Genomic DNA, 26,454 nt, shown 5'->3' on the forward strand with positions numbered 1-26,454 from the left:
GCGGCGGGGGAGCGGCGGCTCACCACAGCTTGCGCGTATCGAGCCAGCTCACCCGCCCGGTGCGCCGCTTGACTTCGTGGTACATGTGCGCGGTGCCGCCGCGGCCGTCGCCGCCACCGCCATTCCACAGGCAGATGAAACGCACCTTGTCGACCCCCCAGGCCAGGGCGGTATACAGCAGCCAGAGGTTGCAGCGCTCGTAAGCATTCGCCGCTTCGCCGCGCACGTCTGTCGGCAGCGTACCGAGTTCCGCCGGCATGATGCGCGGCTCGTCGGCAAGCATGCCGGTCAGCGCGAAGTAGCGCTGCCGCCAGTGCTCGCCGTTGCTCGCCGGCAGAACCGAGCGCTCGATGAACTCGGGCTCCTCGAAAGGCAGCATCGGTTGCAGGCGGACGCCGCGCGCCTGACACGCTTCCAGAAACAGCAGGTCGCCACCGCTGGCGGCCTGTGACAGAGCCATGTCACCGGCGCCCGCGCCGAGCTGGTCGAGCGCCTCGGCGATCCTCGCCGCCGCCAGCGCCTCCCTGTCGGCCGGAAAGCGCGCCGGTTCGCGGCCGGCAGCGTCGATCATGTGACCGCTGAAGAGCAGCACCTGGCGGGGCTCGAAGGGCGGGCTGCTGCGCTCGATCTCGCGTTCGACGATAGCCAGCGCGGCAGCCGTCTCGGCTGGCCGGAAGTCGATATCGCGCAGCAGGTACAGCGTCTGGCGACTCGAATCGAGCGCGAACCAGTCGCGGTTGGCCGCCGCCACCATGTTCGCGTATTCCTTGCCAACGCTGGCCAGCGGATTGACCAGCAGACAGAGTTCGGCGTAGCTGGCGCGCGCCCAGTAGTCCTTGCGGTCGCGCTCCTGGGCGGTCAGGCTGGACCACAGGACACCACCGATGAGGTTGTCGATCACCGTCTGGCTGGTCTCGCCGCCACAATGCCGGCGCAACAGTTGCAGGGTCAGCGCGTTGATCCCCGAGTAATGGTGCGCCGGGTCGGCGATGAAGGCCTGGTAGTAGGGGTCGATGGCCTCGCCAAGCGCCGCATTCTCATCGCTGGCGGCCGCGCGCATCTCTCCTGGCGTACGCCCCGGCTGGCGCCAGCGCGCCAGCCAGCTCTCCTTTTCGACGCGCCCGAGCAGTGCCCAGCATTCGGCATCGCGAGGATAGTCGCGGGTCAGCTGCCGCACCCACTCGCGCGCCTCCTCGAAGCGGCCCAGGCGACCCAGGCAAACCGCCTTTTTCTCCCGGCTGGCCTTGTCGTCGGCGTCGATGGCCAGCGCCAGATCAAATTGCTCGAGTGCCAGCTGATACTGCTTGAGCTTGAGCAGAGCGTTGCCGGCAGTGCGTTTGGCTTCGCGGTGCAGGGCGCGGATCGGCGTCTCGTCGGCGAGCACGAGAATGTCGCCGGGACGGTTTTTCTGCCGCGCAATCTCCATTCGTCGATCCCAGCTGGCATGGGCGTCGGAAAACTCGTTGCGCTGCTCGAGCAGCAACTGCCGCCACTGCGGCTGTTCGAGATTGGGAATCAGCTGAAAGACCGGGCTCACCTTGCGCCGCGTCGAGCTGGCCATGCTGGCGCGCACCATCGCCGTCAACGCCGCACAGTCCGCCGCCAGAGTCGCCGGGTCGGGGGCACCGTCCTTCAGCGTGTAGCGCAGCTTGCGATCGGTATAGATGTCGAAGGGCTGGCTGGGCCTCGGCCCCTGCACCAGCACGACGCCGCGCGCGCGCAGCGCGTGGCGGACGCCCAGCTCGTACCAGACGTTCGGATTGTCGAGCGTCAGGTCGGCGACGACCAGGTCGGCGAGCAGCAACTCCTGGAACATGTCGGCGCGGATGTCGCCGGGACGCTCCTCTTCGTCGGCCCGGAAGACCTCCATCCCGGCCGCCTCCAGCGCCGGCCGGATGTACTCGGCGTACACGCGATTGAAGTCGATCAGCTGCCCATCGTGCCCCGGCTTGCTGCCGAAAGGCATGGCGACAAAGGCGTGTGCTTTCATTCCCGTCTCCGAGCAAGGACAAGCGACCGATACTGACCGCTCGTGGAGTGCTGGTCACCGTCCCACCGTCATTGCGAGGAGGCGCAGCCGACGCGACTTGCAGTCAGCGGGCAACGACGCGAGCGCCGTCGCCATGCCCCTCGACATAGACCACCTGCCCCTTGCGCAGGCCCGCGACGCCGGGCTGGGTGACCGAAATCAGGATGCCGCTGCCGGTACGAACGACGATCTGCTGCCCGGGAACGGGCTGCGCATGGGTTTTCTCGACTTCGTTGCCGGCGACCGCTCCGCCAACCGCTCCCAGCACCATCGCCACGTCACGGCCACTACCCGCACCGATCAGGCTGCCCACACTCAACCCCGCCAGACCGCCGACCACCGCGCCGACACCGGCGTGATGGGTCGTCGGCAACGGGACGTCGACGATCTGCTCGACAACGCCGGTACGAACCCCCATTTCCCCCGCCGGCTGGCCGGCACCCGCGCAGGCGGCGAGGAAGCCGACGAGGGCAAGTACCGACCGGCAGGACGGGAATCCCTGCACCAGGGCCATCGCCGGGGAACGAGCGCGGCTCGGCACGCCTGCAGCCGCCGCAGAATCCACCACTAGCGTTTCCTGGGCGCGCGCTGGCGCCGGGGGGGCGCGCCCGCCGCGGCCGCGGCGAGCGGTGCTGCCCCCGCCGGTCGATCGTCGCGCCGGCATCCGCCAGGGCTGATGCGCTCGCCGAGAGCGATCAGTCGCTCGGCGGCCAACCGCCAGCCGGGCTCGCCGCGACTCACCTGGAGAACGTCGCAGAATCGCGACAGCAGGCAAAGGTGGGCAACCACCGAGTCGAGCTGCTTCGGCTTGAGGCTGAGATTGGCCAGCGTCTCGTCGTAGGCGCGCGCCACCTCGGCGAACGCCTCCTGGCCTGCCTCGCCCGAGTGCAGAAATCCACCATCGAGCAGGCGCTCGACGAGCAGTGACTCGGGCTCGCGCATCGCGTCCCAGAAATCGGCGCTGCGTGCGTACGCTTCGCGCGCCGCAAAGCGGCAGTAGGACGCCAGATCGATCGCCTGCTGCCGGTCAGCATCCGGCGCTGCGAGCAGCGCCTCGATGGCCAGGCGGTTGAGCGCGTTGTACGCCCGGAAAGCGGCATCGCCCGGCCTTCCCTCGCCTTGCCCGTAAAAGACGGCACTCGCGCGCAACGCCTCCTCCATGTGCGCGAACGCCGCTGCGCCGGCCGCCTGCCCTTCCGGCGTCGTGCCACTGGCGGCGAGCACTCGCCGCGCAAAGACGTTGGCCTTGCGCTTGGCGGCACTGCCGCGCAGCGCACAGCGTTCGCTATTGACCGTCGCGCTGGCCGACGGGCCGCCAGCCAGGGGCGAGAGCAGAGCGTCGAGACTGCGCAGACGTTCGAGCGCGCTGTCGATCAGCGTCAGCGCGGCGTCGTCACCGTCATCCCCCTCGTCCTTTTCGTCCTTTGCGTGCCTTTCGTCTTTTTCCCCCAGGCGCGCCTCGATATTGGCCAGCTGCTCGATATCGCGTACCGGCACCTGCCCGCTGCCGTCGTCGGACTGCAGTGCGTCGAGATAAGCGTCGCGCGCCTTGCCGAACTCGCCGAGGTCAGCCCACACGCTGGCCAGCGCCGACTGGACCGCAGGCAGCCGCAACCAGCCTGCCGGGCAGCGGTCGTTGAGCAGGGCGTCGATGCTGCTCAGTTGCGCGTCGAGCTCGTGCCGGGTCTGCCGCTCGCTGCCTCGCGACAGCGCTGCACGGCGACTGGACAGCTCGTCGAGCAATTCGTCGGGCGAGGCAAAGTTCGCTGGCCTGCCGGCGCTGCGCTGCAGGCGCGGCTCGGCCAGCCAACCCGGCTCGCCGTAGGCCTGGTAAGCGCCCCAGGTAATGTCTTCGCGACGGGCCTGCCAGACCGCTTTGCGCGCTTCGAAAACCGCCTGCCCGAAGGGCATTCCGTCGAGCAGCAGGCGCTCGTAGAACGCCTTGCCGAAGATCATCGCGCCCTTGTCATCGACTGCCCAGCCGGCGACGACCACGCAGCGCACGCCGATGTTGATCAGCTCACGCGCGACGCTGGCCGCCAGCAGGTTGCCGTCTTGCACGGTGCGCTCGGCGTCCTGCTGGTGGCCGCCCTCACCGCCGCTGCCCGAATCCACCTTGCCCAGGTGGCAGCAACTCAGGAAAACGAGTTCGGGCACGCTTTCCATGGCCCGTATTTCGGCGGCGGTAATCAACAGACCATCGGAGAGGACGACCCCCGAGCGACGGCGGCCATCGACGTGCTGCTGGTCGAAGATGCCGTGCGCCGAGATATGCAGCAGCCGGTACGGTTGCTGGTAGAGCCGGGTCAGGACGTCGGACGCGCGGCGGTCGCTGCCGATCTCGGCGACCACCTGGTAGGCCAGCCCCTGCAGGATGGCCGCCACCTGGTAAGCCTCCTCCTCGGCGCCGGGCAGCGGTGGCGGGTCGGCCGCGTCGGGCCGCTGCGGATCGGGAAAAGCGGCGACGAAGCCCTCGACCGACGGATTGCCGACGACGAAGGCCTTGCGCTCGAGTCCCTGGCGCACCTGGCGGCGAAACTGCATGGCCGCGAGCTGCCGCACGACCGGAGTGCGCAGGGCCAGCGGCAGCTTTTCGCCGGCGCCGCGCTGATCGTCGGCGAACATCAACTCCCACGGCAGGTTGGCGGTGTAGTCGTCGACCACCAGGACGATGCATTCGAGCTGTCGAGCAGCGTCCTTGAAGTCGTGCGGCACCATCAACTGGAACAACACGCGACCGAAGTCCTCGCGCCACACCGGCGCCTGGATCTGCTGGCGCACGAGTTTCTCGACCAGGCCTGGCTGGCGCTGGTGGACCACCGACTCGGCGCGCGCCCGCTGGCCGACGTAGAGAAAGCGCAGGCGTTCGGCGATCGCCGTGCGCGGCCGCTGCGCGCGCGCTGACCCTCCTGCCGGAGCAGCGTCGGTGGACGCGGGCAGGCTGGCGGGCAGACCCCCCTGCTCGTGACGATCGGCGTCGGTGACGATCAGCCGCGGCCAGTAACTCGGGTTGCCGCTGTCGAACAGACGTCGGCGCAGCCCTTCGCCCTGTTCGAGTTGCGGCCGACAGACGAGCGCCACATCGTAGCGCCGGGTCAGCTCGGCGAGCCGCTCGGGCATTCGCCGCAGCGCGTAGACGGCGGTGATCGCCGTGTCCTGATAGAGCTCGACGATGTCGAGACGGGTGACGCGAATGTCGAGCCGGGTCGTCTCGTAAAAGCGCGCATTGGCCTCCATGACGCCGCGCAGCAGCGCCTCGACCGACGCCGCCACCGACAGGTTGGCAGACGAGTTGTAGCCGAGGAGCAGCGCAGCCAGCGGCAGTTCGCGTTCATCCTTGCCGAGCACGTCGATCACCTGCAGCAGATAGCGCAGGACGCCGGCACGCACCGCCTCGGTCAGATCGCCGACGCTGAGGTTGCCATCGTAGGCACCGAGGCCGGTGACGATCGCCCCGGTGAGGCTGCCACGGTGGCGTTCCTGTTCGTTGGGAACGCGCAGGACGACGCTCGCCGCACCGCGCGGGCCGGCGTACAGGCCGAGGTTGTAGCGCTGGGTGAGCTCGCCGTCGAGCAGTTCGCGGTCGATCAGCGCCTCGGCACCGGCGATCGGATCCTGCTCGTAGTGGCCGAGCAGAACCGGTTGGGTCAGGAAACGCAGGTCCATGGCCTTGACGGCGACCTCCAGGCGGCGCTTCGGTCGCGCCGCAACGCGACTGCGCGGCGAACCGCCGAGCAGACCGCGCGCCACCGCCTCGCCGCCGTCGAGCGTTGGCGGCCCCGCGTCGTAGACCACCGGCAGCGGCTTTTCCTCGCCGCGCACCGCCGGCGGGTTGCTCAACAGGCCGCTGGTCATGCCGTTGCTGAGCAGCTCGCCGAGGGCCGGGAAATACTCGCGCGTCGACGGCAGGTCGCCATGCTTGGCGGGCAGGTAGTAGTAGCGGCCAACGTTTTCGATACGTCCCGAAGCCCAGCTGACGGTGCCGTCCCCGTGGCTGGTGCCGACCATTTTCAGGCGCCCATTGACCTCGCGAATTCCGCACGGCGTATTGCGCGCGACGCCAAAGACATAGACGGCTTTCTTGGCGTAGGCCTCGGGCAGGGCCGGCGTCGCCTTGCCGTCCTGTGCCCACAGCCAGTTCGCCGCGTCGAGCTGCTGCTGGTCCGGCGTCGCCGAATTGCCGTTGCCGAACCACAGGTCGAAGACCTTCTTCCGGTAATCGATCCAGGTTTTCGCCAGCCAGAAATCCTGCCTGTCGTCACCACCGTCTGGCTGCCCCTGGAAGATATCGACGAAACCCGGCTTGGGAAGCAGCTGCAGGGCGCCGCGGAATCCGGCGACGATCTGCAGCACCTGGCGCATGTCGTGCCGGAGATCGAGGCGCACCAGCGAGCGCAGCGTATCGCCCTTGCCGAGCAGGTTCTCGACCATCGAGTAGGCCCCCTGATTGGGCGTCCCGAGCATCACCAGGCGCGCGCCGTCACGCGCCATCAGCGCGTCGATCACCGCGCGGCGCCGGTGGATGCTGGCGCGCACCACCAGGCCGCCCATGCTGTGCGCGAGCAGGCGCACCGGCTGCGTGGTTTCGCGCAGCAGGCGGTCGAGGAATTCGGCAAAGCGTTCGGCGAGCACATCCAGCGGCTGCCGCCAGTCGTAGGCGAAGCGCTCGACACGATGGCTGGTCGATAGATACTCGCAAATGTCGCCGTAGAACATGTCGAAGAGCTTCTCGGCCTCGACGCCCGACTGCTCCCAGGCGATCCTGCTCAGGCCACCCTTGGCAATGTCCAGCGGGTCGAACCAGACGCGGTCATTGCCATTCACCGAGAGGTGCGAACCCATCACCCCGGGCAGCACGACGACCACCGGCAGGTCGGCACGGCGCACCTGCGGCGCGCGCGACACGGCGCCCACGCTCGCTTCGCCGTCCGAGAACGGACCCGGCAAGGCCTGGAAAGCGGTCAGCGGCAGGACCTCGTCGGCGACCAGCCAGTCGCGCAGCGCAAGGCGGGTATCGATGTTCGTGAAGTAGCGGAAATGCGAGACTTCGGCGCCGCGGTCGAACAGCGCACGGGCCCGCGCCTGCGGCGCGATTCCGGCGAACATCGAGTCGCTATCGACGACCAGATCGTTGTCGACGTTGTCGAAAAACAGATAGTCGGTGAGCAGGACGCCGAGGCGCTTGAGCAGATTGCCGCCTTCGATGTCGCCGGCTATCACCGCCATCTCGATGCCCGCGCGCACCGGTGCGTCGCGCAGCAGGCGGGCCATCGGCGAGTCCGGCAACATCGCTTCGATGCCGGGCACCAGATGCGCATTGGTGCGCTTGTGGGCGATTTCCAGAACCACGCGCTTGAAAGCCGAATAGAACGGGTTGCCGAAGAAGAACGGCACCTGCCCGATCAGCGTCAGCATCCCGGACAGGAAGAGGTCCAGGTTGCCGCTGGCCAGCCGCGTCCCCTGCGCCGGGCTGGCGACGCGCACGTAGCGCTGCACGTGCAGGTCCCTGGCCGCCAGCGCCCTGGCCAGCTGGCGCAGTTGCCTGCGCTGCTCGGCGTGCGCCGAGTCGAGTTCGCGGCGCACGCCTTGCGCTTCGGCTTCGCTCTCGTAGGCGTCGCCGCTACCCGGCAGATCGGCCTTGTATTGCTCGATCAGCCGATCGAAGTCGTGCACGCAGAGCAGATCGGCAACCAGGCCGCCGCGCGAGTGCGAGACCAGGCTGAGCTGAAGGCCGTCGGGCAGCGCCGCCAGCAGCTCGAGGGCGTTTTCGATCGGGCTCTCGGAGAGCGTGCGGTGCTCGTAAGTGTAGATTCCGCCGCTGAAGTGGCGCTGCAGGACGCTCCACAGATCACGCTCGTCGACCTGCAGGTCGCCAAAACTGCCGAGCGTATTCGACCCGGTGCCATGCACGAAAAGCAGGACCGGCCGTTTCTCCGCCGCCGCCCGCTGCAGCGCGCTCTGCGCGCGCGCCAGGGCCTTGCTGTCCTGCGCTTCGGCGGCGCGGCGCCCGCCGTCCCAGCAGTAAACGCCGGTCGGCCGACCGAGCCGCGCCTCGATCGCCCACATCAGCGCCCGCGTCCCCAGCCCGCTGACGCCCAGTTCGGCGACGTCGCCAGCGCCCTTGCGCAACTCGCCGAGCTTCGTCCTGGCCGCGTCGATGATGTCGTCGCCGGCGCGCCCCACCGCCAACGCAAAGACCTTGCTGACCAGGCCGCCAATGGCGTCGCCGAGCAAGCCGCGCGTCGCCGCCGCGTCGCTGCGCAGCTGATCGAAGAGAATCTCGCCGTCGTTGCCGATCAGCTCGGGCCGGCTGCGCTGCAGCGAAGCCTTGAGCTTGCTCGCCGAAGTGATCAGCACGCCGCCGTCGGCGAGCTCGATGACCAGCACCTCGTCGTCCTGCGCCGGGTACTGCTGGGGGCTGGCGCCGGCACCGCGCACCGCGGCGCCGACCTCGAAGCTGGCGCGCGCCTGCAGGTAAGCGGCGGGCAGGAAAGGATCCTCGGCCTCGCCGGCCGAACGACGGACGCTGTGCAGCAACGCCGGCAATTGCGGCTGGTCGCTCTGGCGACCAGTGAAGTTGAGAGTAGTGGGATCAGCCATCTTCGCCTCCTTCGAGTTCGTGCCACGCCCGGTACCGCGGCGTCCTGCCGTGAGAGTCGCCACCGCGCCGCCATCCCTCGCCACCGCTCACGGCAGCCTGGCTGCCGCCGGCGACTGCCCTGCCGTCAGGTGAAAATCTGGCGTTTGCGAGCGTCGTCACTGCCAAAAATCTGCGGGCTCTGCGGATACGACGCCGACGGCAGGAAGCCCGGAGTGATCGCCGCATGCCACTGCGCGTAGGTGGCATTGGCCGGCAGCAGTTTGAGCGTTTTCAGCGCGTAATAGGTGAACGCCCCGCAGGGACGGCCGCTGATGCGCGCGTCGTAGCTGAAGTTGTTCGGTCCTTCCTTGCAGCCGGCGAGCAGCAGATCGCCCATCATTCGCGACAGCGCGCCGGCAAAGGGCGAGCTGCCCGAGGTCACCGGCACGGTCGTCAGCGGCTGGCCGCTGATCCCGTGTGGCAACTTGTCGGCCGCCATCCAGTTGCCCATCGGCATGAAGCGTGGGCGCAGCGCGTCGTCGGCGTCGGGATCGGCGGCCGCCGCGCGGGTGACGGTACCCGAGTGGCAGCTGTCGGAAATCAGCAGCAAGCGCACGCCCGCCTTGCGCGCCGAGAACAGGGTGTTGATCTCGTCGTCGATCAGCGGCCCGCCACCGGTCTGAATGTCGTAGGGGCACAGCGCCTCGTCGAGACCGTCGATCTCGTCGCCGTTGGTGTCCGGGACATAGGTCCCGTGTCCGGAATACGTGATCACCAGCACGTCGCCGCTGACGCCACCGGCGATCAGCGATTGAATGTCGTGGAACATGGCCGCCTTGGTCGCCTGCTGGTCAAGCAGCTTGCTGACCGCAAAGCCACGCCCGGCCAGTTCGGCAGCCCAGTCGTTGGCGTCGTTCACGCAACCATTCAGATCCATGTGCGTACCGGGGTAGTTGTTGATCCCCATACAAAGCGCGCGCTTGCTCATGACTGCCTCCTGTCGATTGATCGTTGCTGATTGATGGCGAACTGTGAACTGCGAACTGCGGCCCTCAGTCTAGCAAGCGCGAAGGCAATAACAAACCTCGCCATCGCTCCGCCGCAGTCCTTCGGTCGACCCTTCCGCCGTCGCCGGCAAGGCGTCGATCGAGCCGGCGCCCCCGCTGCTGTCCAGGACCTTGTTCCCCGCTGCCACCGAGCCTGGTCTATGCTGTGCATGGCCGGAACCTTCCCGGCCGGCATTCGTCGAGGAGGAAACAGCTTGAAGAGAAGAAATCTGCTTGCCGGTTTCGCGCTGTGCGGTGCGGCCTTGCCCCTGCTGGCACAACCGTCGAGGGACCTGGTCAGCTCGCGAGGCCCGGCGCTGCTCACCGTGACCGGCAATATCGGTGCCGGCAACCGGGGGCCTCTTGACCCTGCGCTGGATCAGCTGATGAAGAAACAGGGCGTCGAATTCACGCGCGCCTACAGCTTCGACTTTGCCGCGCTGAGCGCGCTGCCAGCAACGGCCATCGCGCCCACCCTTGAATACGACAATCGCCAGCACCGGCTCACGGGCCCCTTGCTGACCAAGGTACTTCGCGCGGCCGCTGCGCAGACGAACGAAACGACCCGGCTGCTCCTGCGCGCGATCGACGGCTATACGGCGCTCGTGCCCCTTGCCGAGGTCGACCGCTTCGGCTTCATTGTCGCCACCCATCTCGATGGACAGCCCATCCCCCTGGGCGGGCTCGGGCCGCTGTGGGCTGTGTACGAGCCCGACGCCTTTCCGGAAATGGCGTCGAAACCCGCCAGCGAGCGCTTTGCGCTCTGCCCCTGGGGCCTGTACCACGTCGCGGCTCAGTAGGCGGGAATCCGCCCCGGGCAAGGCGCCGCCCCGAATCACCGCCCGCGCTCCATCGCACTGCCCAAGTTTGACCACACTTGCCGGAAGCGGGGATACTCTCCCCATATAACAGGAAATTTCCTATCCTTCAGTGGGAGCGGCACGCTGCCGGGCGCCACTGAAACAGGCCGACAAACGCTGCTCCGAAGCACCTCGACCGGCGCTTGCGGCACTCTCCAGGAGGACTCCGATGAACACCGAGCAACAGCCGAGTATCGGTCTGGCCTTGTCCGGCGGCGGATTCCGGGCGACGCTTTTCGGTCTGGGCAGCCTCTGGCGGCTCAACGAGGGCGGGCTGCTGCGCCGCCTGACGCGCATTACCAGCGTTTCCGGCGGCTCGATTCTGGCCGGCGTGCTGGCCCACCGCTGGCGGCAGCTCAACTTCGTCGACGGTCAGGCGAGCAACTTCGAGGAAGTCGTCGCGCAACCGGTGCGCGAGTTCTGCAATCAGACCATCGACGTGCGCACCGCCCTGCTCGGCCACCTGACGCCGTTCGTGACTTCCGGCGACTTTCTCGCCCGGCGCTACGCCAGCGACCTGTTCGGCGAAACCCTGCTGCGCCAGATCGCCACGCCCGCGGACGATCACGCGCCGCGCTTCATCTTCTACGCCACGAACATGCAGACCGGGCGCAGCTTCCGTTTCCGTCAGGACTACATCGCCGACTACGTCCTGGGCATTTCGTACACCTCCGACGTCCCTCTCGCCGAGGCGGTCGCCGCGTCCAGCGCTTTCCCGCCAATTTTCTCGCCGCTGGTACTGAAGACCGAACCCGGCGCCTGGGAGAGGCCCCAGCGCGAGCTGGCGAACCTCTACAGCCTGCGCCGCCGGATCGTCCTCGCCGACGGCGGCATCTACGACAACATGGGGCTCGAAGCCCTGCTCGACAATGTCGATATCGTTCTCGTCAGCGACGCCGGGGCACCCTTCGCGATCGACGAATCGCCGTTCGAGGACGACCTCCTGCAGCTCGGCCGGGTACGCGACATCCTCATCGACCAGACCCGCGCGCTGCGCAAGCGCGCGCTGATCGGCGATTTCGAAAGCGGGCGCCGGCAAGGCGCGTACTGGGGAATCGGCACGGCGATCGACGACTACGAGGATGACGACCCACTGACCAGCGACAACGCGGTCAGCGCCGCGCTGCAGGACATCCCGACCCGCCTCAAGGCGTTCACCGCGCAGGAGCAGGGCCAATTGATCAACTGGGGCTACGCGCTGGCCGACAGTGCCCTGCGCACGCGCACCGACCTGCCGCTCGACGCGCCGCAGGGCTGGCCGGTCGGCGCCTGGCCGCTCTGCTGAGGAAGCGACGATGATCGATCGCCAGTATCTCGCCGCCTGGAGTCTCGACCTCGACGACGCCGGCTTCGCGCAAGCGCTGGCCGCCGTCGGTGTCTGGAGCGCGGCCCGCCCGGGAGAGCCGCTTGACGTCCGCGCCAGCAGCGAGCGCTCGCCTGCAGCCAGCGCCGCAAGCATCGTCGATCTCCTTGCCGCTGCCGGCGAGCAGCAGGCGCACGACGACGACGCGCGTGGCCGGCAGCGAAGCCGCGCGCCGCTGGCCTGGCAGGCGCCGCCCTCCGAGGCGCTCGCCACCCTGCCGACGGCGAGCGTGCTTGCCGCCGCCTGGTCGACATTTGTGGACAAAAGGTCCGCCGGGCCGCGTCTCGCCGTACGCAGCCGGGCACAGGGCTGGAAGACGCTGCTGCCGATGGTGCACGCCCTGCAGCACCCGGCGGTCACCGCCGCGAGCGTCTTCGTCGCCGACGCCTTCGCTGCCGACGGACGCGTCGATTGGCAACTTCCCTTCCGCATCGCCGTTCTGCCCGACGATCGCCTGGCCGGCTCGTTTGCCGAGTATCCGGCGCCGCCGCAGCCGGGCTGGCCTTATCGCTTCAGCGTTGCCGGACGCGCCACGCCGCGTCTGGAAGTGCTCGTCTTCAGCGGCTCGCTGCGGCAGACCGCCGCCCGCCTGCTGAGCCGCCGTTCGCCGAGCCGGGCGGCGCTGGTGCTCGTCCTCGGGGGAATCGACGCCGTCGGCGACGCGCTCGAAGCGCTGCTGCGCGTCGTCGCCGCAGAGCTGTCGGCCGAAGGCGTGGTCTGCATTGCGCCGCGCGCCGACGCCAACAGCGACGCCAACAGCGACGCCGCCCTGCCGACGCTGCAGGGCTTCGCCGACGGGCTGAGCCACAACACACCGCTGGACGTCGCCCTGGCGCACTCCTTCGGCCAGCGCGTGACCGCGTTCCTCGGCGGCGACCTGCTGCGCATTAGCGCCCTGTCGCATTCGGTCGCCACGCTGACCGCCCGCCTGCGCGCCTTGCCGGACGACGCCGAACTGGCGCTCAGCGAACGCTCGCTGTGGCGGCTGGTCGGCGATCCCGATCAGGTCGCCACGCCGCCGACGCGCGGCGCCACCCGCGCGGCTGGAGGTGATCGGGGCGGTGAACGCGGTCAACGCAGCGGGCGCGTGGAGGGCGTGCTGCCGTCCGCGCGCAGCGTCTCCCCGGCCCTGCTGGCCAGGCGCATGGACGAGGCGAGCCGCGACTACGGCTACGACCATGAGTCCGACGAAGCGTCGTCGCTGACCGAAGTGGCCAGCGAGTTGCGCGGGCGGGAGGGCGAAGACGCCGTCGAACAGCCCGAGCTGCGCTTCATCCAGCACCGCTTCTGGCGCCGGCACGAAGCGCAGCTGGTCGAGGAACGGCAACGCCTGCAGGTCGGCGTACCGATCATGCTGCGACTGCGCATCGGGCCGCCGGACGAAGCGTGGCAATCGGCGCCGGAAGCGTTTCCGGCGCACGAGCTGCCGCGCAGCGAGCAGCCGCACCGACTGCAGGTGGTCTTTCACGAACCGACGCAACTCGACACGCCGCTGCTCGGAGAGCTCATCCTGCCGCGCGTCGGGCCGAGCAGCGCCGCCGAGTTCGTGTTCACCCCGCGCAGGCGCGCCGCTTTCGCAGGGCGGGTCAGCGTCCTGCACCGCGGCCGCGTGCTGCAGACGGTGCTCATCCACGCCCGCGTCGCCGCCGCCGACGAGACCATCGACGCCGGTAACGCCGGGGAAGCGATCAGCCAGCAGGTCGAAGCGCGTGTGCGCCAGCATTGGGGCGAACTCGGCGCGCGCCGGCGTTTCGACGCCGCTTTCATCCTCAACCACAGCAATCAGCAACGGCCGCTGCTCACCGGCATCGCCGGCAAGCGTGCCTGGGCCAAGGATCTGAGGGGTATCGAAGAGCCGATCGCGAGCATCAACCAGCTGCTCTCCGACGTCGCGCACAGCGTCGCCGACTACAGCGCGGGGCTGACCAGTGGCGACAACCGCAAGCTCTTCGTCAAGCTCGCTCGCCTCGGCGCCGACCTCTACTCGAGCCTGGTGATCGACAACCTGCAGCCGCTGCAGCGCGAAGGCATGGACGTCGACGAAGCGACGCACATCCAGCTGGTCAGCACGCGCGCCGACGCCGTCGTTCCCTTCGAGTTCATTTACCAGTACCTGCCGCCCGACGACGATGCGGGCGTCGACTTCTGTCCGAACGCCCTGCAGGCGCTCGCCGACGGCGCCTGTACGCAGGGCTGCGCCGGCCAGCAGGAGCCGCGTCGGCACGTTTGCCCGATGGGTTTCTGGGGCTTGCGCAAGGTCATCGAACGACACGTCTACAACCCGGCGATCGACCTCCCCAACCAGGCCGAAGTGATCGTCCAGGCCGAACCGGTCGGCGCGCGCGTGCGCTTGCAGCTCGACCAGGGGGCGCTGGTCGCCTACAGCCAGGAGGTCAAGGCGAGCGACGTGGCGCCGCTGCTCGCCGCCTTGCGCGAGCAGCTGCCGGAAACGGTGCACGTCGCCGGCAACTGGAACGAATGGAAACAGGCGGTCAGCGGCAGCCACCCGAGCCTGCTCGTCGCCTTCCCGCACAACACCGGCGAACGCCAGGACATCGCGCTGGAAATCGGCGGGGTGGCCTTCAAGACGCTGCGCCTGCCGCGCGAATACGTGCATGTCGAGGGCGCCTACCCCTTGCTGCTGCTGCTCGGCTGCGACACCGCCAGCAGCGCGCAGCAGTACGCCAACCACATCCGCTATTTCCGTCAGGCGGGCGCCGCGGTGATCGTCTCGACCATCGCCACGGTGTTCGGTCCGCACGCCGTGCGGGTCGGCGAGAAGCTGCTCGAAGTGCTGCTCGCCATCCACCGCCAATCGACTGCCGACGAGCAATCCGGCGCGCCGCGCCAGCCGGACGCCGTTCCCTGCCTCGGCGAAGCGCTGCGCGAAGCGAAACGGCAGGCACTGCGCGAAAGCCTGCCGATGGCCCTGTGCGTCGTCGCTTTCGGCGACGCCGACTGGCGCCTTTGACTGGAGATCGATGATGATGACCCCGACCAGCAACGACGGCGCCTTCCTGCGCATCGAAATGTTGCCCGCGCTGCACGGCGACTGCCTGTTCGTCGAATACGGCGACAGCACCCGCACGCGCCGCCTGCTCATCGACGGTGGCCCGATTGCCACCTACAGGCATCTCGCGGCACGCCTGGACGCGCTCCCCGCCGGCGACCGGCGTTTCGAGCTGGTGGTCATGAGCCACGTCGATACCGATCACGTCGAGGGCATCGTTCGCCTGCTCGCCAACCAGCCGCTACCCATGCGGGTCATCGACCTGTGGTTCAACGGCTGGAGCCATCTCACCTCCGGCGGACGCGTGCTGGGTGGCAAGCAGGGCGAGTTTCTCAGCGCGCTGATCGTCCGCCGCTTCGAGGAAGGGCAATGGAACGGCGCGTTTTCCGGGCAGGCGGTGGTCGTCCCCGACGCCGGAGCGCTTCCCGAACGCACGCTGGCGGGAGGCATGAAGCTGACGCTGCTGTCGCCGACACCGGCAACGCTGGCCGAGATGCGCAAGGCGTGGGAAAAGGACCTCGGCGCCAACGTCACCCCCGGCGACCTCGACGCCGCCTGGCAACGCCTCGCGCAGCGCAAGGCCTACCTGCCCGGGCAGGGCCTGCTCGGGACCACCCCCGAACTCGACACGCTGCTCGAACGCCAGCTGAAGGTCGACAGCTCGGCGGCCAACGGCAGTTCGATCGCCTTCCTGGCCGAGTTCGCCGGCAAGTCCTGCCTCTTTCTCGCCGACGCCTACCACCAGGTGATCACCGCCTCGCTCAAACGCCTGCTGCAACAGCGTGGCCAGGCGATCCTCAAGGTCGACGCCGTGAAAGTCGCCCACCACGGCAGCGCCGGCAACGTCAGCGACGAACTGCTGGCGCTGATCGACAGCCCGCGCTTTCTGGTCAGCACCAACGGCAGCCGCTTCCGGCACCCCGACGCCGAAGCGATGCAACGGATCATCGCCCGCTCGCCGCATCAACCGCCGACGCTGTGCTTCAACTACGCCAGCAAGACGACTCGCCGCTGGGCGTCGCCGCAACGGCAGGCCGTGGGCTGTCTTATACGCCGGAGCTGCGAATCCAACTGCGGTTAACGCTCCCAACTAAACGTGCATAGAAACTTTCAGATAGGCCTCTCTGGGAACACAAGTCGTGACGACCAAAATCCACGAGCCGCAGAACGTAGCCAAACATATGAATATCGTATGGATAGAACAAGGGCCGGGGAGAGGTGGAGACAAGCAAGCTAACAAGGCTAAAGAAGTGCTGAGTTAGTGGGACATCACGCTCACGTCAGGTACCGCCATAAGCCGCACCTGCCCGTACACTGAGGGAAGCCAATCACGCGTGTCGCCAGGCGCGTGTGACCATAACGAGTGGACGGTGTGCACATCGTCACGCGGATCCGCCGCGAGGGGCGCTCGTGAAGCCGGCTAACATGAGTATCATTCTGAATCGTGTGATTGAAATACGACCAACGCACATCCAGTAGAGGTCGCGGTGAGTCGCGAACAATCCGCGGCGTACACATCTGCCCCAGGTGTGTAGCCGTCCACTAACGAAAATTGCAATCACTGACGAATAGCTGCCTGGCTAGCTCCTGATGAAGACATCTGGGTGAGTTGGTCCGGAAACGAGGCCAACGAACAGACTGACTGTCCGTCCGCGGCCGAAGTCCGTCGGAGGGTGAATTGCATCAAGTGCCCCTCTGATAGTGTGTCATCCTTGCGTTGTTTGACACGTAATGAAAAGTGGTATCAATAAAAAGAGGTAGAATAAAAAGTGTGAGAAATCCACGTCGTACCACTCGAAGACGTAAAATGATCAACGTGAAATCAGTCAGCCGAAACTGTAGGTCATCTGTCGCAGTACTTCGGAGTGACCTTCGCGACTTGTGTTCACTGAGTGGGTCACAACTCGCGACGAGAAACCACACGAAGCCCGAGTCTTCACCGTAGTATGTACACAACACATACCTCGCGCGATACATACAGCTGCCTACATCAAAAAGCGTGATACAGCGAGCAACGGATCTAGGTCATAGTGCGTCGGGGACGCCGCGACTGGTCCAGGCGGATGCCGATCGACAGCTTCCTGCGCAGCCTCGCCGAGGCGTGTAAGCACAACGCGGTGGGCATCGTCCTTTCCGGCACCGGCAGCGATGGCACGCTGGGGCTGCGCGCCATCCACGGCGCGGGAGGCATCACCCTGGTCCAGGAGCCCGCCTCGGCCAAGTATTCCGGAATGCCGGAAAGCGCGCTGCGCAGCGGCTACGCCGGCCATGTCGTGGCCATCGAAGACATGCCGACGCTGCTCCTCGCGGGGACACACGCGCTCGCCGAGCACGGCGTGGCAGCAGCGCCAACGGCGGCGGGCGCAGCCGACTACAGCGAGGTGCTGCGCGTGCTGCGCAATGCCACCGGTCACGATTTCTCGCTGTACAAGAAGGGCACCATCGGCCGGCGCATCGCGCGCCGGATGGTCCGCAACGCGCTTGGCGACATCGACGCCTACAGCGTCTACCTCGCCGCGCATCCGGCCGAGGTCCAGGCCCTGTTCAGGGACCTGCTGATCAATGTCACCAGCTTCTTTCGCGACCCCGAGGCCTTCGCTGCGCTGGGCAACGAGATCGTTCCCAAGCTGCTCGCCGGCAAGCCCGACGGTTATGTGTTTCGCGTCTGGATCGCCGGCTGCTCGACCGGTGAAGAGGCCTACTCGGTCGCCATTCTGCTGCGCGAAGTCATGGACCGCCTGCAGCAGACGTTCCGGGTCCAGATCTACAGCACCGACCTGGACCAGGAAGCCATTACCGTCGCCCGCAGCGGCTTCTATCCGCCGAACATCGCCGCCGACCTCAGCCCGGAACGTCTGCAACGCTTTTTCGTCCACGAAGACGCCGCCTACCGGGTCAGGAAGGAGATTCGCGAGATGCTGGTGTTCGCCGTCCAGAACGTGATCAAGGATCCGCCCTTCACCCGACTCGACCTGATCTGCTGCCGCAATGTGATGATCTACCTCGAACCCGAGTTGCAGAACCGGCTCATCCCGACGCTGCACTACGCGCTCAAGCCGGGTGGCGTTCTCTTCCTGTCGCCGGCCGAGACCATCGCCGATCACGCCGAGCTGTTCCAGCCGCTGAACCACAAGTGGAAACTCTACCGGGCGATGGCCAGCGCCGCGTCGACCCGCGCCTTGATGGTCAGCGGCCTCGCCTGGCCAGGAGCGAATGCCGACAGAAACCGCGAAGCCACGCCGATGACCGCGGCGGCGACCAATATCGAGCAGATCGCGCGGCGGGCGCTGCTCAGCGCCTTCGCCCCACCGTCGGTGGTCACCGACGGCGCGGGCAACATCCTCTTCGTCCATGGCGAGACCGGCAGGTATCTGCGCCCGGCACCGGGCGAAGGAACGCTCAACGTCGTCGACATGGCGGTCGACGGCCTGCAACTCGAACTGCGCGCGGCGCTGCTCAATGCGGCCGAGAGAGGTGCCCAGACCAGCGGGCGCGAAGTATTGCTGCGCGTGGACGGCGAGTTCCAGACCGTCGCCCTGAGCGTACGCTCCCTGCCCAGCCCGGACAGCAATCAACAGCGGCTGCTGGTCAGTTTTCAGGACGTCGCCAGGGCGCTGCCGCTCGCCACGCCGGCGGTCGGCAGCGACGCCGGCGAGACCGGCGAAGTCAGGGAAGCGGGCGCCGCGCAGCGCGTCGTCGAACTCGAACGCGACCTGGCGGATACCTGGGAGAGCCTGCAATCGACGATCGAGAAGCAGCAGATTTCCAACGAGGAGCTGATGTCGACCAACGAGGAGCTGCAGTCGACCAACGAGGAGTTGCAGTCGACCGTCGAGGAACTCGAGACCTCCAAGGAAGAACTGCAGTCGGTCAATGAAGAGCTGGTGACGCTCAATACCGAATTGCAGGCCAATATCGACCAACTCGGCGATACGCAAGCCGACCTCAGGAACCTGCTCGACAACGTCAGCGGCGGCATCATCTTTCTCGACGCGCAGTTGCTCATCCGCCGCTTCACCCCTGCGGCTGCGGTTCTCTATCGCCTGATCGGCAGCGATGTCGGCCGACCGCTGGCCGACATCCGCGCCAACATCGTCGACGACGACCTGCTCGCCGACGCGCGGGCGGTGCTCGACACCGGCCAGGCGCGCGAGCGCGAGGTGCGCACGCGCAGCGGCCTCTGCTATCAGGCGCGCCTGAAGCAGTACCGCCGACTCGACGGCCAGCTGGATGGCGTGGTGATCACCTTTACCGACATCAGCGCCCTCGTCGCCGCCCAATCGGCAAGCCAGGCTGCACGACATTTCGCCGAAAGCATCGTCGACGCGGTACGCGAACCCCTGCTCGTCCTCGATGGCCACTTGCAGGTGATCTCCGCCAGCCGCTCGTTCTACCAGCGCTTCCAGGTAAGCCCGGAGGAGACGGTCGGGCGGCAGCTATACGATCTCGGCAACGGGCAGTGGGACATCGCCGCCCTGCGCGAACTGCTCGAAAGCATCCTCCCACGCGACCAGTCCGTCGACGGATTTGCCGTGGACTGCGAGCTGCCAAACGTTGGCCGCCGCAAGATGATGCTCAATGCCCGCCGCATCGCGGGCGAATCAGCGCTGATCCTGCTGGCCATGGAAGAAGTGCGCGGCGGCTGAAGTGACGGGCGGGCAGCCCGCCGGACGCCGTCATTGCAGCCACCGCCAGCCCCGCTACTCGTTCGTCGTCCGCGCGAGCGGCAGCCAGATGCGGAAGGCACTGCCCTTGCCGAGCTCACTGCGCACGTCGATGCGTCCGCCGTGCATGCGGACGATTCCCCACGCCGACGACAGGCCGAGCCCGGTGCCGCGGCCGATCGCGCGGGTGGTGTAGAACGGCTCGAAAATGCGCGCCAGGTTTTCCGGCGCGATACCGCGGCCATTGTCCTCGATTTCGATCCAGCCTTGATCCCCCTGCCGGCCAGTGCGCAGGAAGATCCGCCCCGCTCCGCTCCCGGTGTCGTCCAGCGACTGGATGGCATTGACCAGCAGGTTCATGAACGCCTGGTTGAGCTGACCGGGACAGCAATGGAGCGCCGGCAGGTCGCCGTACTGGCGAACGGCTTCAGCGCTTTGACGCAGTTCGTGGCTGGCGACATTGAGCGTGCTTTCGAGGCAGGTGTGCAGATCGGCGACCTGCCATTCCGACTCGTCGATGCGCGCAAAATTCTTCAGGTCGCTGACGATGCGCGCGACACGCGCGATGCCTGCGGCGGATTCGGCCACCACGGCCGGGGCATCGTCGCGCACGAAGTCAAGATCGCAACGCTCGCGCAGCGCGTGGATGCTCGCCAGCAGCGAGGAATCCTGGGCGAGCAGGGCTTCGCCTGCCGCGTAGGCATCGATGATCGCCAGCAGGTCCTGCACATAGTCTCCGAGAGTCGCCAGGTTGGCGCGCACAAAGCTGATCGGATTGTTGATTTCGTGCGCGACACCGGCGGCGAGCTGGCCGACGGAAGCCAGCTGCGCCGACTGAACGAGATGCGCCTGCGCCGCCGCCAACTCCTGCAGCAGGCGCTGCTGCTCGGCCTTTTCGGCGGCCAGCTGGCGATTCGCCCGCGCCAGCGCGCGCTGCTGCTCGGCCAGCTCGTCGTTGAGGTCCATCACCGCCGCGAGCAGGTTTTCGTTCTCGCGCACGTCGTGCTCGGCGATCATGGCCAGATGATCGCCGAGCCGACAGACCTTCGCCAGCAGCGAGCGCGACTCGCCGAGTTCGCCAAGAAAGGTGATCAGGCCCTGATGAACCACTTGCCCGGGCGTTGCCCGCTGCGCGCCTGCGGCCAGTTCCGCAAAGCTCGGGTTACTGATGTACGGGGCCACATTGTCGACGACGCTGCCGGGCGCGAGCTGCAGCACGGCGTAGAAACCGTCGTTGGCAGAGATCACCTGTCCCGCCAGACTGATGTCGGCAAAGGCGACGGATTGCAGTGACTGTAGCAAAGACTGCTGCATGAACCTGCGCTAGCAGTTCAAGGACGCACTGGCGGCCGCCGCAGCACTCACCGCGTCGGCGCCCAGGAGTTCGGCAGCAAAGCTCTGCGCAAGCAGTGGAAACTGGTTGAAAACCAGCCCACCGACGACGATCCGCGGACGACGGTCGGCAAGACTCGCGCGCAGCACGGCGAGCGTTTCGCGCAGGCTGCGCAGTTGCTGCGGCAGCGACGCCGAAAGCCCGATCAGATCGGGTCGCAGCTGCTTTACCTGGTCGATCAGGGCCGCTTGCGGAACGTCGGCGCCGAGATAATGCACCGTCCACCCGGCCAGCTCGAAGGCGTCGGCCACCATCCGCAGGCCGACGCTGTGGTGGTTGCCCGCCGGACACGCCAGGAGGGCCTTGCGACCGTTGTCGGCTGCCGCCTCGGCGCGCCCGAAACCCTGCGCCATCAGGCTTTGCGCCATTGCCGTGGCAAGGTGCTCCTGGGCCACGGAAACGCCGTTCTGCTGCCAGCGCCGACCGACCTCGTAGAGCGCCGGCTGGACAACATGAACTTCAGCACCGGCCAGCGAACCTTCACGGTCGAGCGCCTGATTGAACAGCGCCGACGCCTCGCGTCGCTGGCCTGCGAGCATGGCATTTCCGAAGGCCTCGGCTTCTTCCCACGGCACGGGGCAGGGGCGATCGTAGGAGGGCGGCGGAAGGCCGCCGGCCAGAGCCTCCCGGCCAGCAGTCAGCGCCGCAAGCACCGGCCTTGCGGCAGCTCCCAGCCGCTTGGCGAAGAACTCGCCGAGGTCGTCGAGCGAGCGCGGCAGCGAATCGCACGGCACACCGCGCGACGAGAGCACCTGCGCCAGCCAGCCGAGATAGGCCAAGAACGGCGACAGATCGCCGCTGGCCAGCGACGGATGCAGGAAGTCAAGGTGATACGCGATGTCCTCGGCGCAAGCTGCCAAGGCCTGCGGCCCCCGCCTGGCAAACAACTCCGGCCAGGCCGCCTGGCTGGCGGCAGTCGCATGCGCGATCGCTTCGCCGCGCAGGGCGAGGAAGCGCTCGATCGTTTCTTCGTCGGTCTGATAGAAACTGGTGGTAGTCATCTCACGCTCCCGGTCTGCACTGCTTGGCGCATGGCCAACTCACTCGGCGATCCGCTCCAGGCGGCGGATCTCGGTCGAACCGGGAACCAGCTTCAATCCCTTGGGCATGCCAGCGTGCGAATCGTGATAGGCATGGCTTCGATGCCAGGCGTCGAAACAGGTTTCGTCGCTCCACCAGGTCATCAACCAGAACTCCTCGGGACAGCCCTGCGGTCGCAGCACCTCCATGCGCACGAAACCCGGCACGCGGTCCACCAGGTGTGGACGCGCGAGAAAAGCTTCGCGCACGGCGTCGTGCATGCCGTTGGCAACGGTGAAGCGGCTCAGGGCGACGAACATCACGGTTTCCTTATCGGGAGCGCATTAGAGCAGCTGCGTTCGGCGCTGGCAAGCCTTGCTGCGCGTCGGCTGAAGGGCAGCAAACGACGCGCGCCGTCGGACAAGGCGTGCAGGACGTCGGGTGGCGCATCGACGATCAGTCGTGCTCCTTGCCAAAGCGTTCCTTCCAGGTGCGGAAAGCGTCGCGAATCTCGCTCTTCAGGTGCTCGTCGTCCCACGGTTTGCTGAGGTACTTGTGGATCGAGCCCTTGTTGATGGCGTCGGTCACGGCGGTGATTTCGGAGTAACCGGATAGGACCAGGCGCACGGTACGGGGATAAAGCGTCTTGACGCGGGCGAGAAGCTCGGTACCGGTCATCACCGGCATGCGCTGGTCGGAGACGATCACCGCGACGGGCTCGCGCGCCAGGACGGCGAAGGCGGTGCTGGCACTGTCGGCAAGCAGCACCCGGTAGCCCTCGCGGCGGAGCAGGCGATTGAGCGCCGAAAGGATGCTCGGCTCGTCGTCGACCAGCAGCACGGTCGGCGGCGCATCGTCCCTGCCACTCGCGAGACGCAGGTGCTTGCCGGCGCTACGCAGCGCGGCGAGCTGATCGGCGGGCAGCGGTCGCGAGAAGAAATAGCCCTGCATCTCGTCGCAATCGTTGCGCCGCAGATACTGCATCTGCTCCTCGCTTTCGACGCCTTCGGCCAGCGTGACCTTGCCCAGCTTGTGCGACATGGCGATGATCGCCTGGGTGATCGCGGCGTTGGCCGGATTGCTGATGATGTCGCTGACGAAAGACTGATCGATCTTGACGACGTCGATCGGAAAACGTGACAGGTAGGCGAGCGACGAATAGCCGGTGCCAAAGTCGTCGAGCGACAGGCGCACGCCGATTTCCTTGAGCCGCTCGCTGGTCCGCGCCGACATCACCACGTCGTGCATCATCGCCCCCTCGGTGATCTCGAGTTCGAGCGTGCGCGGGTCGATGTGGTGCTCGGCGAGCGCGTCGCCGACGCTCTGGCAGAGATTGGCCATGCGGAAATGGCGCGCCGAGAGATTGACCGCCACCTTGAGCGGCGGGAAGCCGGCGTCGAGCCAGGCGCGCATCTGGCGGCAGGCCTCGCCGAGAACCCATTCGCCGATGGCGATGATCAGGCCGCTCTCTTCGGCCCAGGGAATGAACACGCCAGGCGGAATCATTCCCTTCTCGGGATGCTGCCAGCGCAGCAGCGCCTCGACGCCGACCAGCGCACCGGTGTGCAGGCTCAGCTGCGGCTGATAATGCAGCAGCAGTTGGCGGTTTTCGACGACGCGGCGCAGCTCGCCGAGCAATTCACGGCGTTGCCCATCCTCCGCATGCAGCAGGCGATCGAAGCGCGCCACGCCGTCGCCGCCATCGCGCTTGGCTTTTTGCGTTGCACTGCTGGCGCGGGCCAGCAAGTCGCCCGGCTCTTCGCCGTCGACCGGAAAACAGGCGAAGCCAATTGACGGGGTGACGTCTACGGTGCGCTCGCCACTGTTGAAAGTGGGTCGCAGCGCCGCCTGCAGGCGGCGCGAGATCTCCTCGTAGTCGTCCCCCGAGGCGATGTCCGGAACGGTCAGCAAGACGCCAAACTCGTCGCTGCCCAGGCGGGCGACGACGTCGGCCTCGCGCACGGCATCGGCGAGCCGCTGCCCGATATCGACCAGCAGGCGGTCGCCCTGTTCGTGGCCGAGCAGGCGGTTGACGCTGTCGAAGTTGTCGATGTCGATATGCACGACGGCGATTCCCGTATTGTCGTCGGCAATATGCGTCACCAGCCGGGTCAGTTCGGCAAGAAAGCCGACGCGGTTGCGCAGCCCGGTCAGGGCGTCGGTACTGGTGAACGCCTCCAGCCGCTTTTCCAGCGCGCGCTGCTGCGTGGAGTCCTCACCGATGGCGAAGTAGAAGCTGACCTGCCCTTCCTGATCGGTAATCGGCGAGATCGTTATCCGCTCGGCAAACACCTCGCCGTCCTTGCGCTGATTGATCAACTCGCCGCTCCAGCTGCTGCCGCCGCCGAGGGTTGCCCACATTTCCTTGTACGTGGACTCCGGCGTCAGCCCGGAGCGAAACATCTGCGGCTTGCGCCCAATGACCTCCTCAGCGGCGTAGCCGGTCATCGCCAGCGCCGCCGCATTGGCGAAAAGGATGGTCCGCGCGGCGTCGGTGATGATCACCGACAGCGGCGTGTTCTGGGCGATATCGCGAAAGAGCAGCGCCGACTCCAGGCTCGCGTGCACCCGCGTGACGTCGGTTCCGATGAGAAAGATCGGCGCCAGGACGGTGTCGGTACCGGCGCGTTGCTCGATCGACCACGAGATCCACAGGCGCCGCCCGTCGCCGGCCGTCAGCGGCGTCTCCAGCTGGCGAACGCCACTGTGCGCAGCGAGGTCACGAAGCTCGGCCAGCAGCTCCGGCGCGCGCAGCGAATCGGCGCCGAGGAGTTCGCCCAACGGCCGCCGGAAAACCTGCCCCAGGCGGCTGTAACCGAGCAGACGCAGGCCAAAGGTGTTGACGTACCAGACGCGAAGTTGCGTGTCGACGCGGATGACGATCAAACCGAGCGCATCGTAGATCGACTCCTGCGGCGCGGCGCCAATCAAGACGTCGCCTCCGCGCCGGGCTGCGCTCCGGCCACCGGCAGGCGGATGCGAAAGCAGGTACCCCGCCCCGGCTCGCTGTCGACGCTGATCGTTCCCTCGTGGCGCTGGATGATCTCCCGGGAGATCGGCAAACCGAGTCCGGTCCCCTGGCCAATCGGCTTGGTGGTGAAGAAGGGCTCGAAGATCCTTTTCTGGACCTCGGGCGGCATGCCGCCACCGCTGTCCTCGACCTCGACCCAGACGTGCTGGTCCTCGTAGCCGCTGCGCAGGGTGATCGTGCCGGCGCTTTCGATCGCCTGCCCGGCATTGACCAGCAGGTTCATGAACACCTGGTTGAGCTGCGCCGGGATACAGCGCACTGCCGGCAGATCGCCCAGGTCACGCACCACCTTGGCCTTGTACTTGAGCTCGTTCCAGATTACGTTCAAGGTGCTCTCCAGACCGCCGTTGATGTCGGCATCCTGCCACACGCCTTCATCGACGTGCGAGAAATCCTTCAGGTCGGCGACGATCTTGCGCACCCGTGCCAGCCCTTCCGCCGACTCGCCGATCAGCGCCGGAATGTCCTCGCGCATGAAGTCGACTTCCGCCGCCTGCCAGGCCTCTTCGACAGCCAGCCTTGCCGGATCATCGGCAGGCAGCTTGGCAACCGCCGGTGCGGCCAGGTCGACGACTTCGAGCAGACGATCGACGTAAACCCGCAAGGAAGCAAGATTGGAACTGACGAAACCGATCGGGTTGTTGATCTCGTGCGCGACACCGGCAGCAAGCTGGCCGACGGCGGCCATTTTCTCGGACTGCAGCAACTGGCTCTGCGTACGCTCGATGGCTTCCATCGCCTGATGCAGTTCGGCCTGCTCGCGCAGCAGCTCGGCGTTGGTTTGCGAGAGTTCCCGCGTTCGCTCTTCGATCTGCTCTTCGAGACGGGTGTTGACCTCGGCCAGCGTGTTGCGTGCGGTCTGCAGCTGCTCGTTGCTCTGCAGCAGCGCGCGGTTGCGCGCCGAGACGACGCCGTAGAGGTCGATCAGCGCGTCGGCGAGCACTGCCTGCGCCGTATCTTCCTTCGCTTCCCGGACCTGCGTCGCCGCTTCCGCGGGCGTATGACCGCTGGCGATCAGCGCCAGTTGCCTGGCCATCAGCTGGTCGTCGGCGAGCATGTGAAAGCTCAGCCAGTTGGCCAGGAAACGCAGCAACAGGCGCCCGTCGAGTTGTCCATTGGCGCCGATCTCGCGGCGCATCGCGGCCAGCTCGTCGACGTAGGCGCGATGGGCGTGCACCTGATGTTCGATCCCATTGGCGTCCATTCCGGCCTCGCTCATCAGCCGTTCCTCGTCGCGAAAATGTGTCCGCGCGTACCTGTCGAGATCGTCGAGCAGGGTTTCGACGTCTTCGCCTGACACCGGCTCGCTCCTGGCGAGCAGCGGGGCAACGCCGTTGATCAGGTCGACCAGGCCCCGGTGCTCGCGGTCGACGATCTCGATGCCGGTCACGAAGTGCCTGCTCCAGTTCATGAATACCATGGTTTTTCTCTCGTCTGCATAGTGTGGCGCGCCCTCCT

General features: G+C 67.1%; 14 protein-coding genes. 5 read left to right on the plus strand and 9 right to left on the minus strand.

What is annotated here, in order from left to right; genetic code table 11:
• Positions 1–19: 19 nt before the first annotated feature.
• The 4 genes from QZ634_RS12520 to QZ634_RS12535 form a co-directional block, all read right to left on the minus strand.
• Positions 20–1,990, minus strand: coding sequence for a TRAFs-binding domain-containing protein (locus QZ634_RS12520; protein ID WP_291988816.1), 1,971 nt, complete (start codon positions 1,988–1,990; stop codon positions 20–22).
• A gap of 103 nt (positions 1,991–2,093) precedes the next feature.
• Positions 2,094–2,594, minus strand: a complete 501-nt coding sequence (locus QZ634_RS12525; protein ID WP_291988818.1) for a glycine zipper 2TM domain-containing protein — start codon at positions 2,592–2,594, stop codon at positions 2,094–2,096.
• Positions 2,595–2,596: 2 nt separating this feature from the next.
• Positions 2,597–8,629 carry a CHAT domain-containing protein gene (locus QZ634_RS12530; RefSeq protein WP_291988820.1) on the minus strand — a complete coding sequence of 2,011 codons (6,033 nt, stop codon included), beginning with the start codon at positions 8,627–8,629 and terminating at the stop codon, positions 2,597–2,599.
• A gap of 125 nt (positions 8,630–8,754) precedes the next feature.
• Positions 8,755–9,597 (minus strand): caspase family protein, encoded by an 843-nt coding sequence (locus QZ634_RS12535; protein ID WP_291988822.1) that lies wholly within the window; start codon positions 9,595–9,597, stop codon positions 8,755–8,757.
• Positions 9,598–9,903: 306 nt separating this feature from the next.
• Here QZ634_RS12535 and QZ634_RS12540 point away from each other — a divergent pair, with 306 nt between their 5' ends.
• The 5 genes from QZ634_RS12540 (at position 9,904) to QZ634_RS12560 (ending at position 19,534) form a co-directional block, all read left to right on the plus strand.
• On the plus strand, positions 9,904–10,455 hold the full coding sequence (locus tag QZ634_RS12540) for a molybdopterin-dependent oxidoreductase (RefSeq protein ID WP_291989007.1): 552 nt from the start codon (positions 9,904–9,906) through the stop codon (positions 10,453–10,455).
• A 229-nt stretch (positions 10,456–10,684) separates the two neighbouring features.
• On the plus strand, positions 10,685–11,800 hold the full coding sequence (locus QZ634_RS12545; protein ID WP_291988824.1) for a patatin-like phospholipase family protein: 1,116 nt from the start codon (positions 10,685–10,687) through the stop codon (positions 11,798–11,800).
• A gap of 10 nt (positions 11,801–11,810) precedes the next feature.
• A complete protein-coding gene (locus QZ634_RS12550; RefSeq protein WP_291988826.1) occupies positions 11,811–14,849 on the plus strand; it encodes a hypothetical protein in 3,039 nt (1,012 codons plus the stop codon).
• Positions 14,850–14,859: 10 nt separating this feature from the next.
• Positions 14,860–15,969, plus strand: coding sequence for a hypothetical protein (locus QZ634_RS12555; RefSeq protein WP_291988829.1), 1,110 nt, complete (start codon positions 14,860–14,862; stop codon positions 15,967–15,969).
• Between the two features lie 982 nt (positions 15,970–16,951).
• Complete coding sequence (locus tag QZ634_RS12560) at positions 16,952–19,534, plus strand: CheR family methyltransferase (protein WP_291988831.1); 2,583 nt, start codon at positions 16,952–16,954, stop codon at positions 19,532–19,534.
• A gap of 54 nt (positions 19,535–19,588) precedes the next feature.
• On the opposite strand, the gene QZ634_RS12565 is transcribed toward QZ634_RS12560, so the two are convergent.
• The 5 genes from QZ634_RS12565 to QZ634_RS12585 form a co-directional block, all read right to left on the minus strand.
• On the minus strand, positions 19,589–20,866 hold the full coding sequence (locus QZ634_RS12565; protein ID WP_291988833.1) for an ATP-binding protein: 1,278 nt from the start codon (positions 20,864–20,866) through the stop codon (positions 19,589–19,591).
• Positions 20,867–20,875: 9 nt separating this feature from the next.
• Entirely contained in the window at positions 20,876–21,946 is a 1,071-nt protein-coding gene (locus QZ634_RS12570) for a cobalamin B12-binding domain-containing protein (protein ID WP_291988835.1), read from the minus strand.
• Between the two features lie 39 nt (positions 21,947–21,985).
• The gene (locus QZ634_RS12575) at positions 21,986–22,285 is read right to left on the minus strand and encodes an antibiotic biosynthesis monooxygenase (protein ID WP_291988837.1); all 300 of its coding nucleotides are present in this window, start codon (positions 22,283–22,285) and stop codon (positions 21,986–21,988) included.
• Positions 22,286–22,421: 136 nt separating this feature from the next.
• Entirely contained in the window at positions 22,422–24,896 is a 2,475-nt protein-coding gene (locus QZ634_RS12580; RefSeq protein ID WP_291988838.1) for an EAL domain-containing protein, read from the minus strand.
• Positions 24,893–26,416: an ATP-binding protein gene (locus QZ634_RS12585; protein ID WP_291988840.1), complete on the minus strand. Its 1,524-nt coding sequence runs from the start codon at positions 26,414–26,416 to the stop codon at positions 24,893–24,895. The genes QZ634_RS12580 and QZ634_RS12585 overlap by 4 nt, the downstream gene beginning before the upstream one ends.
• Between the last annotated feature and the right edge of the window lie 38 nt (positions 26,417–26,454).

Origin of the sequence: Candidatus Accumulibacter sp. ACC007, assembly GCF_907163205.1 — a bacterium.
In the GTDB taxonomy this organism is placed as follows: domain Bacteria; phylum Pseudomonadota; class Gammaproteobacteria; order Burkholderiales; family Rhodocyclaceae; genus Accumulibacter; species Accumulibacter regalis.

What these genes read in the sequence shown, in the direction of transcription:
- QZ634_RS12570 (WP_291988835.1), bottom strand. Translation starts at nt 21,946, where the DNA reads ATGACTACCACCAGTTTCTATCAGACCGACGAAGAAACGATCGAGCGC.
- QZ634_RS12535 (WP_291988822.1), bottom strand. Translation starts at nt 9,597, where the DNA reads ATGAGCAAGCGCGCGCTTTGTATGGGGATCAACAACTACCCCGGTACG.
- QZ634_RS12575 (WP_291988837.1), bottom strand. Translation starts at nt 22,285, where the DNA reads ATGTTCGTCGCCCTGAGCCGCTTCACCGTTGCCAACGGCATGCACGAC.
- QZ634_RS12565 (WP_291988833.1), bottom strand. Translation starts at nt 20,866, where the DNA reads ATGCAGCAGTCTTTGCTACAGTCACTGCAATCCGTCGCCTTTGCCGAC.
- QZ634_RS12520 (WP_291988816.1), bottom strand. Translation starts at nt 1,990, where the DNA reads ATGAAAGCACACGCCTTTGTCGCCATGCCTTTCGGCAGCAAGCCGGGG.
- QZ634_RS12530 (WP_291988820.1), bottom strand. Translation starts at nt 8,629, where the DNA reads ATGGCTGATCCCACTACTCTCAACTTCACTGGTCGCCAGAGCGACCAG.
- QZ634_RS12560 (WP_291988831.1), top strand. Translation starts at nt 16,952, where the DNA reads ATGCCGATCGACAGCTTCCTGCGCAGCCTCGCCGAGGCGTGTAAGCAC.
- QZ634_RS12550 (WP_291988826.1), top strand. Translation starts at nt 11,811, where the DNA reads ATGATCGATCGCCAGTATCTCGCCGCCTGGAGTCTCGACCTCGACGAC.
- QZ634_RS12545 (WP_291988824.1), top strand. Translation starts at nt 10,685, where the DNA reads ATGAACACCGAGCAACAGCCGAGTATCGGTCTGGCCTTGTCCGGCGGC.
- QZ634_RS12585 (WP_291988840.1), bottom strand. Translation starts at nt 26,416, where the DNA reads ATGGTATTCATGAACTGGAGCAGGCACTTCGTGACCGGCATCGAGATC.
- QZ634_RS12555 (WP_291988829.1), top strand. Translation starts at nt 14,860, where the DNA reads ATGATGATGACCCCGACCAGCAACGACGGCGCCTTCCTGCGCATCGAA.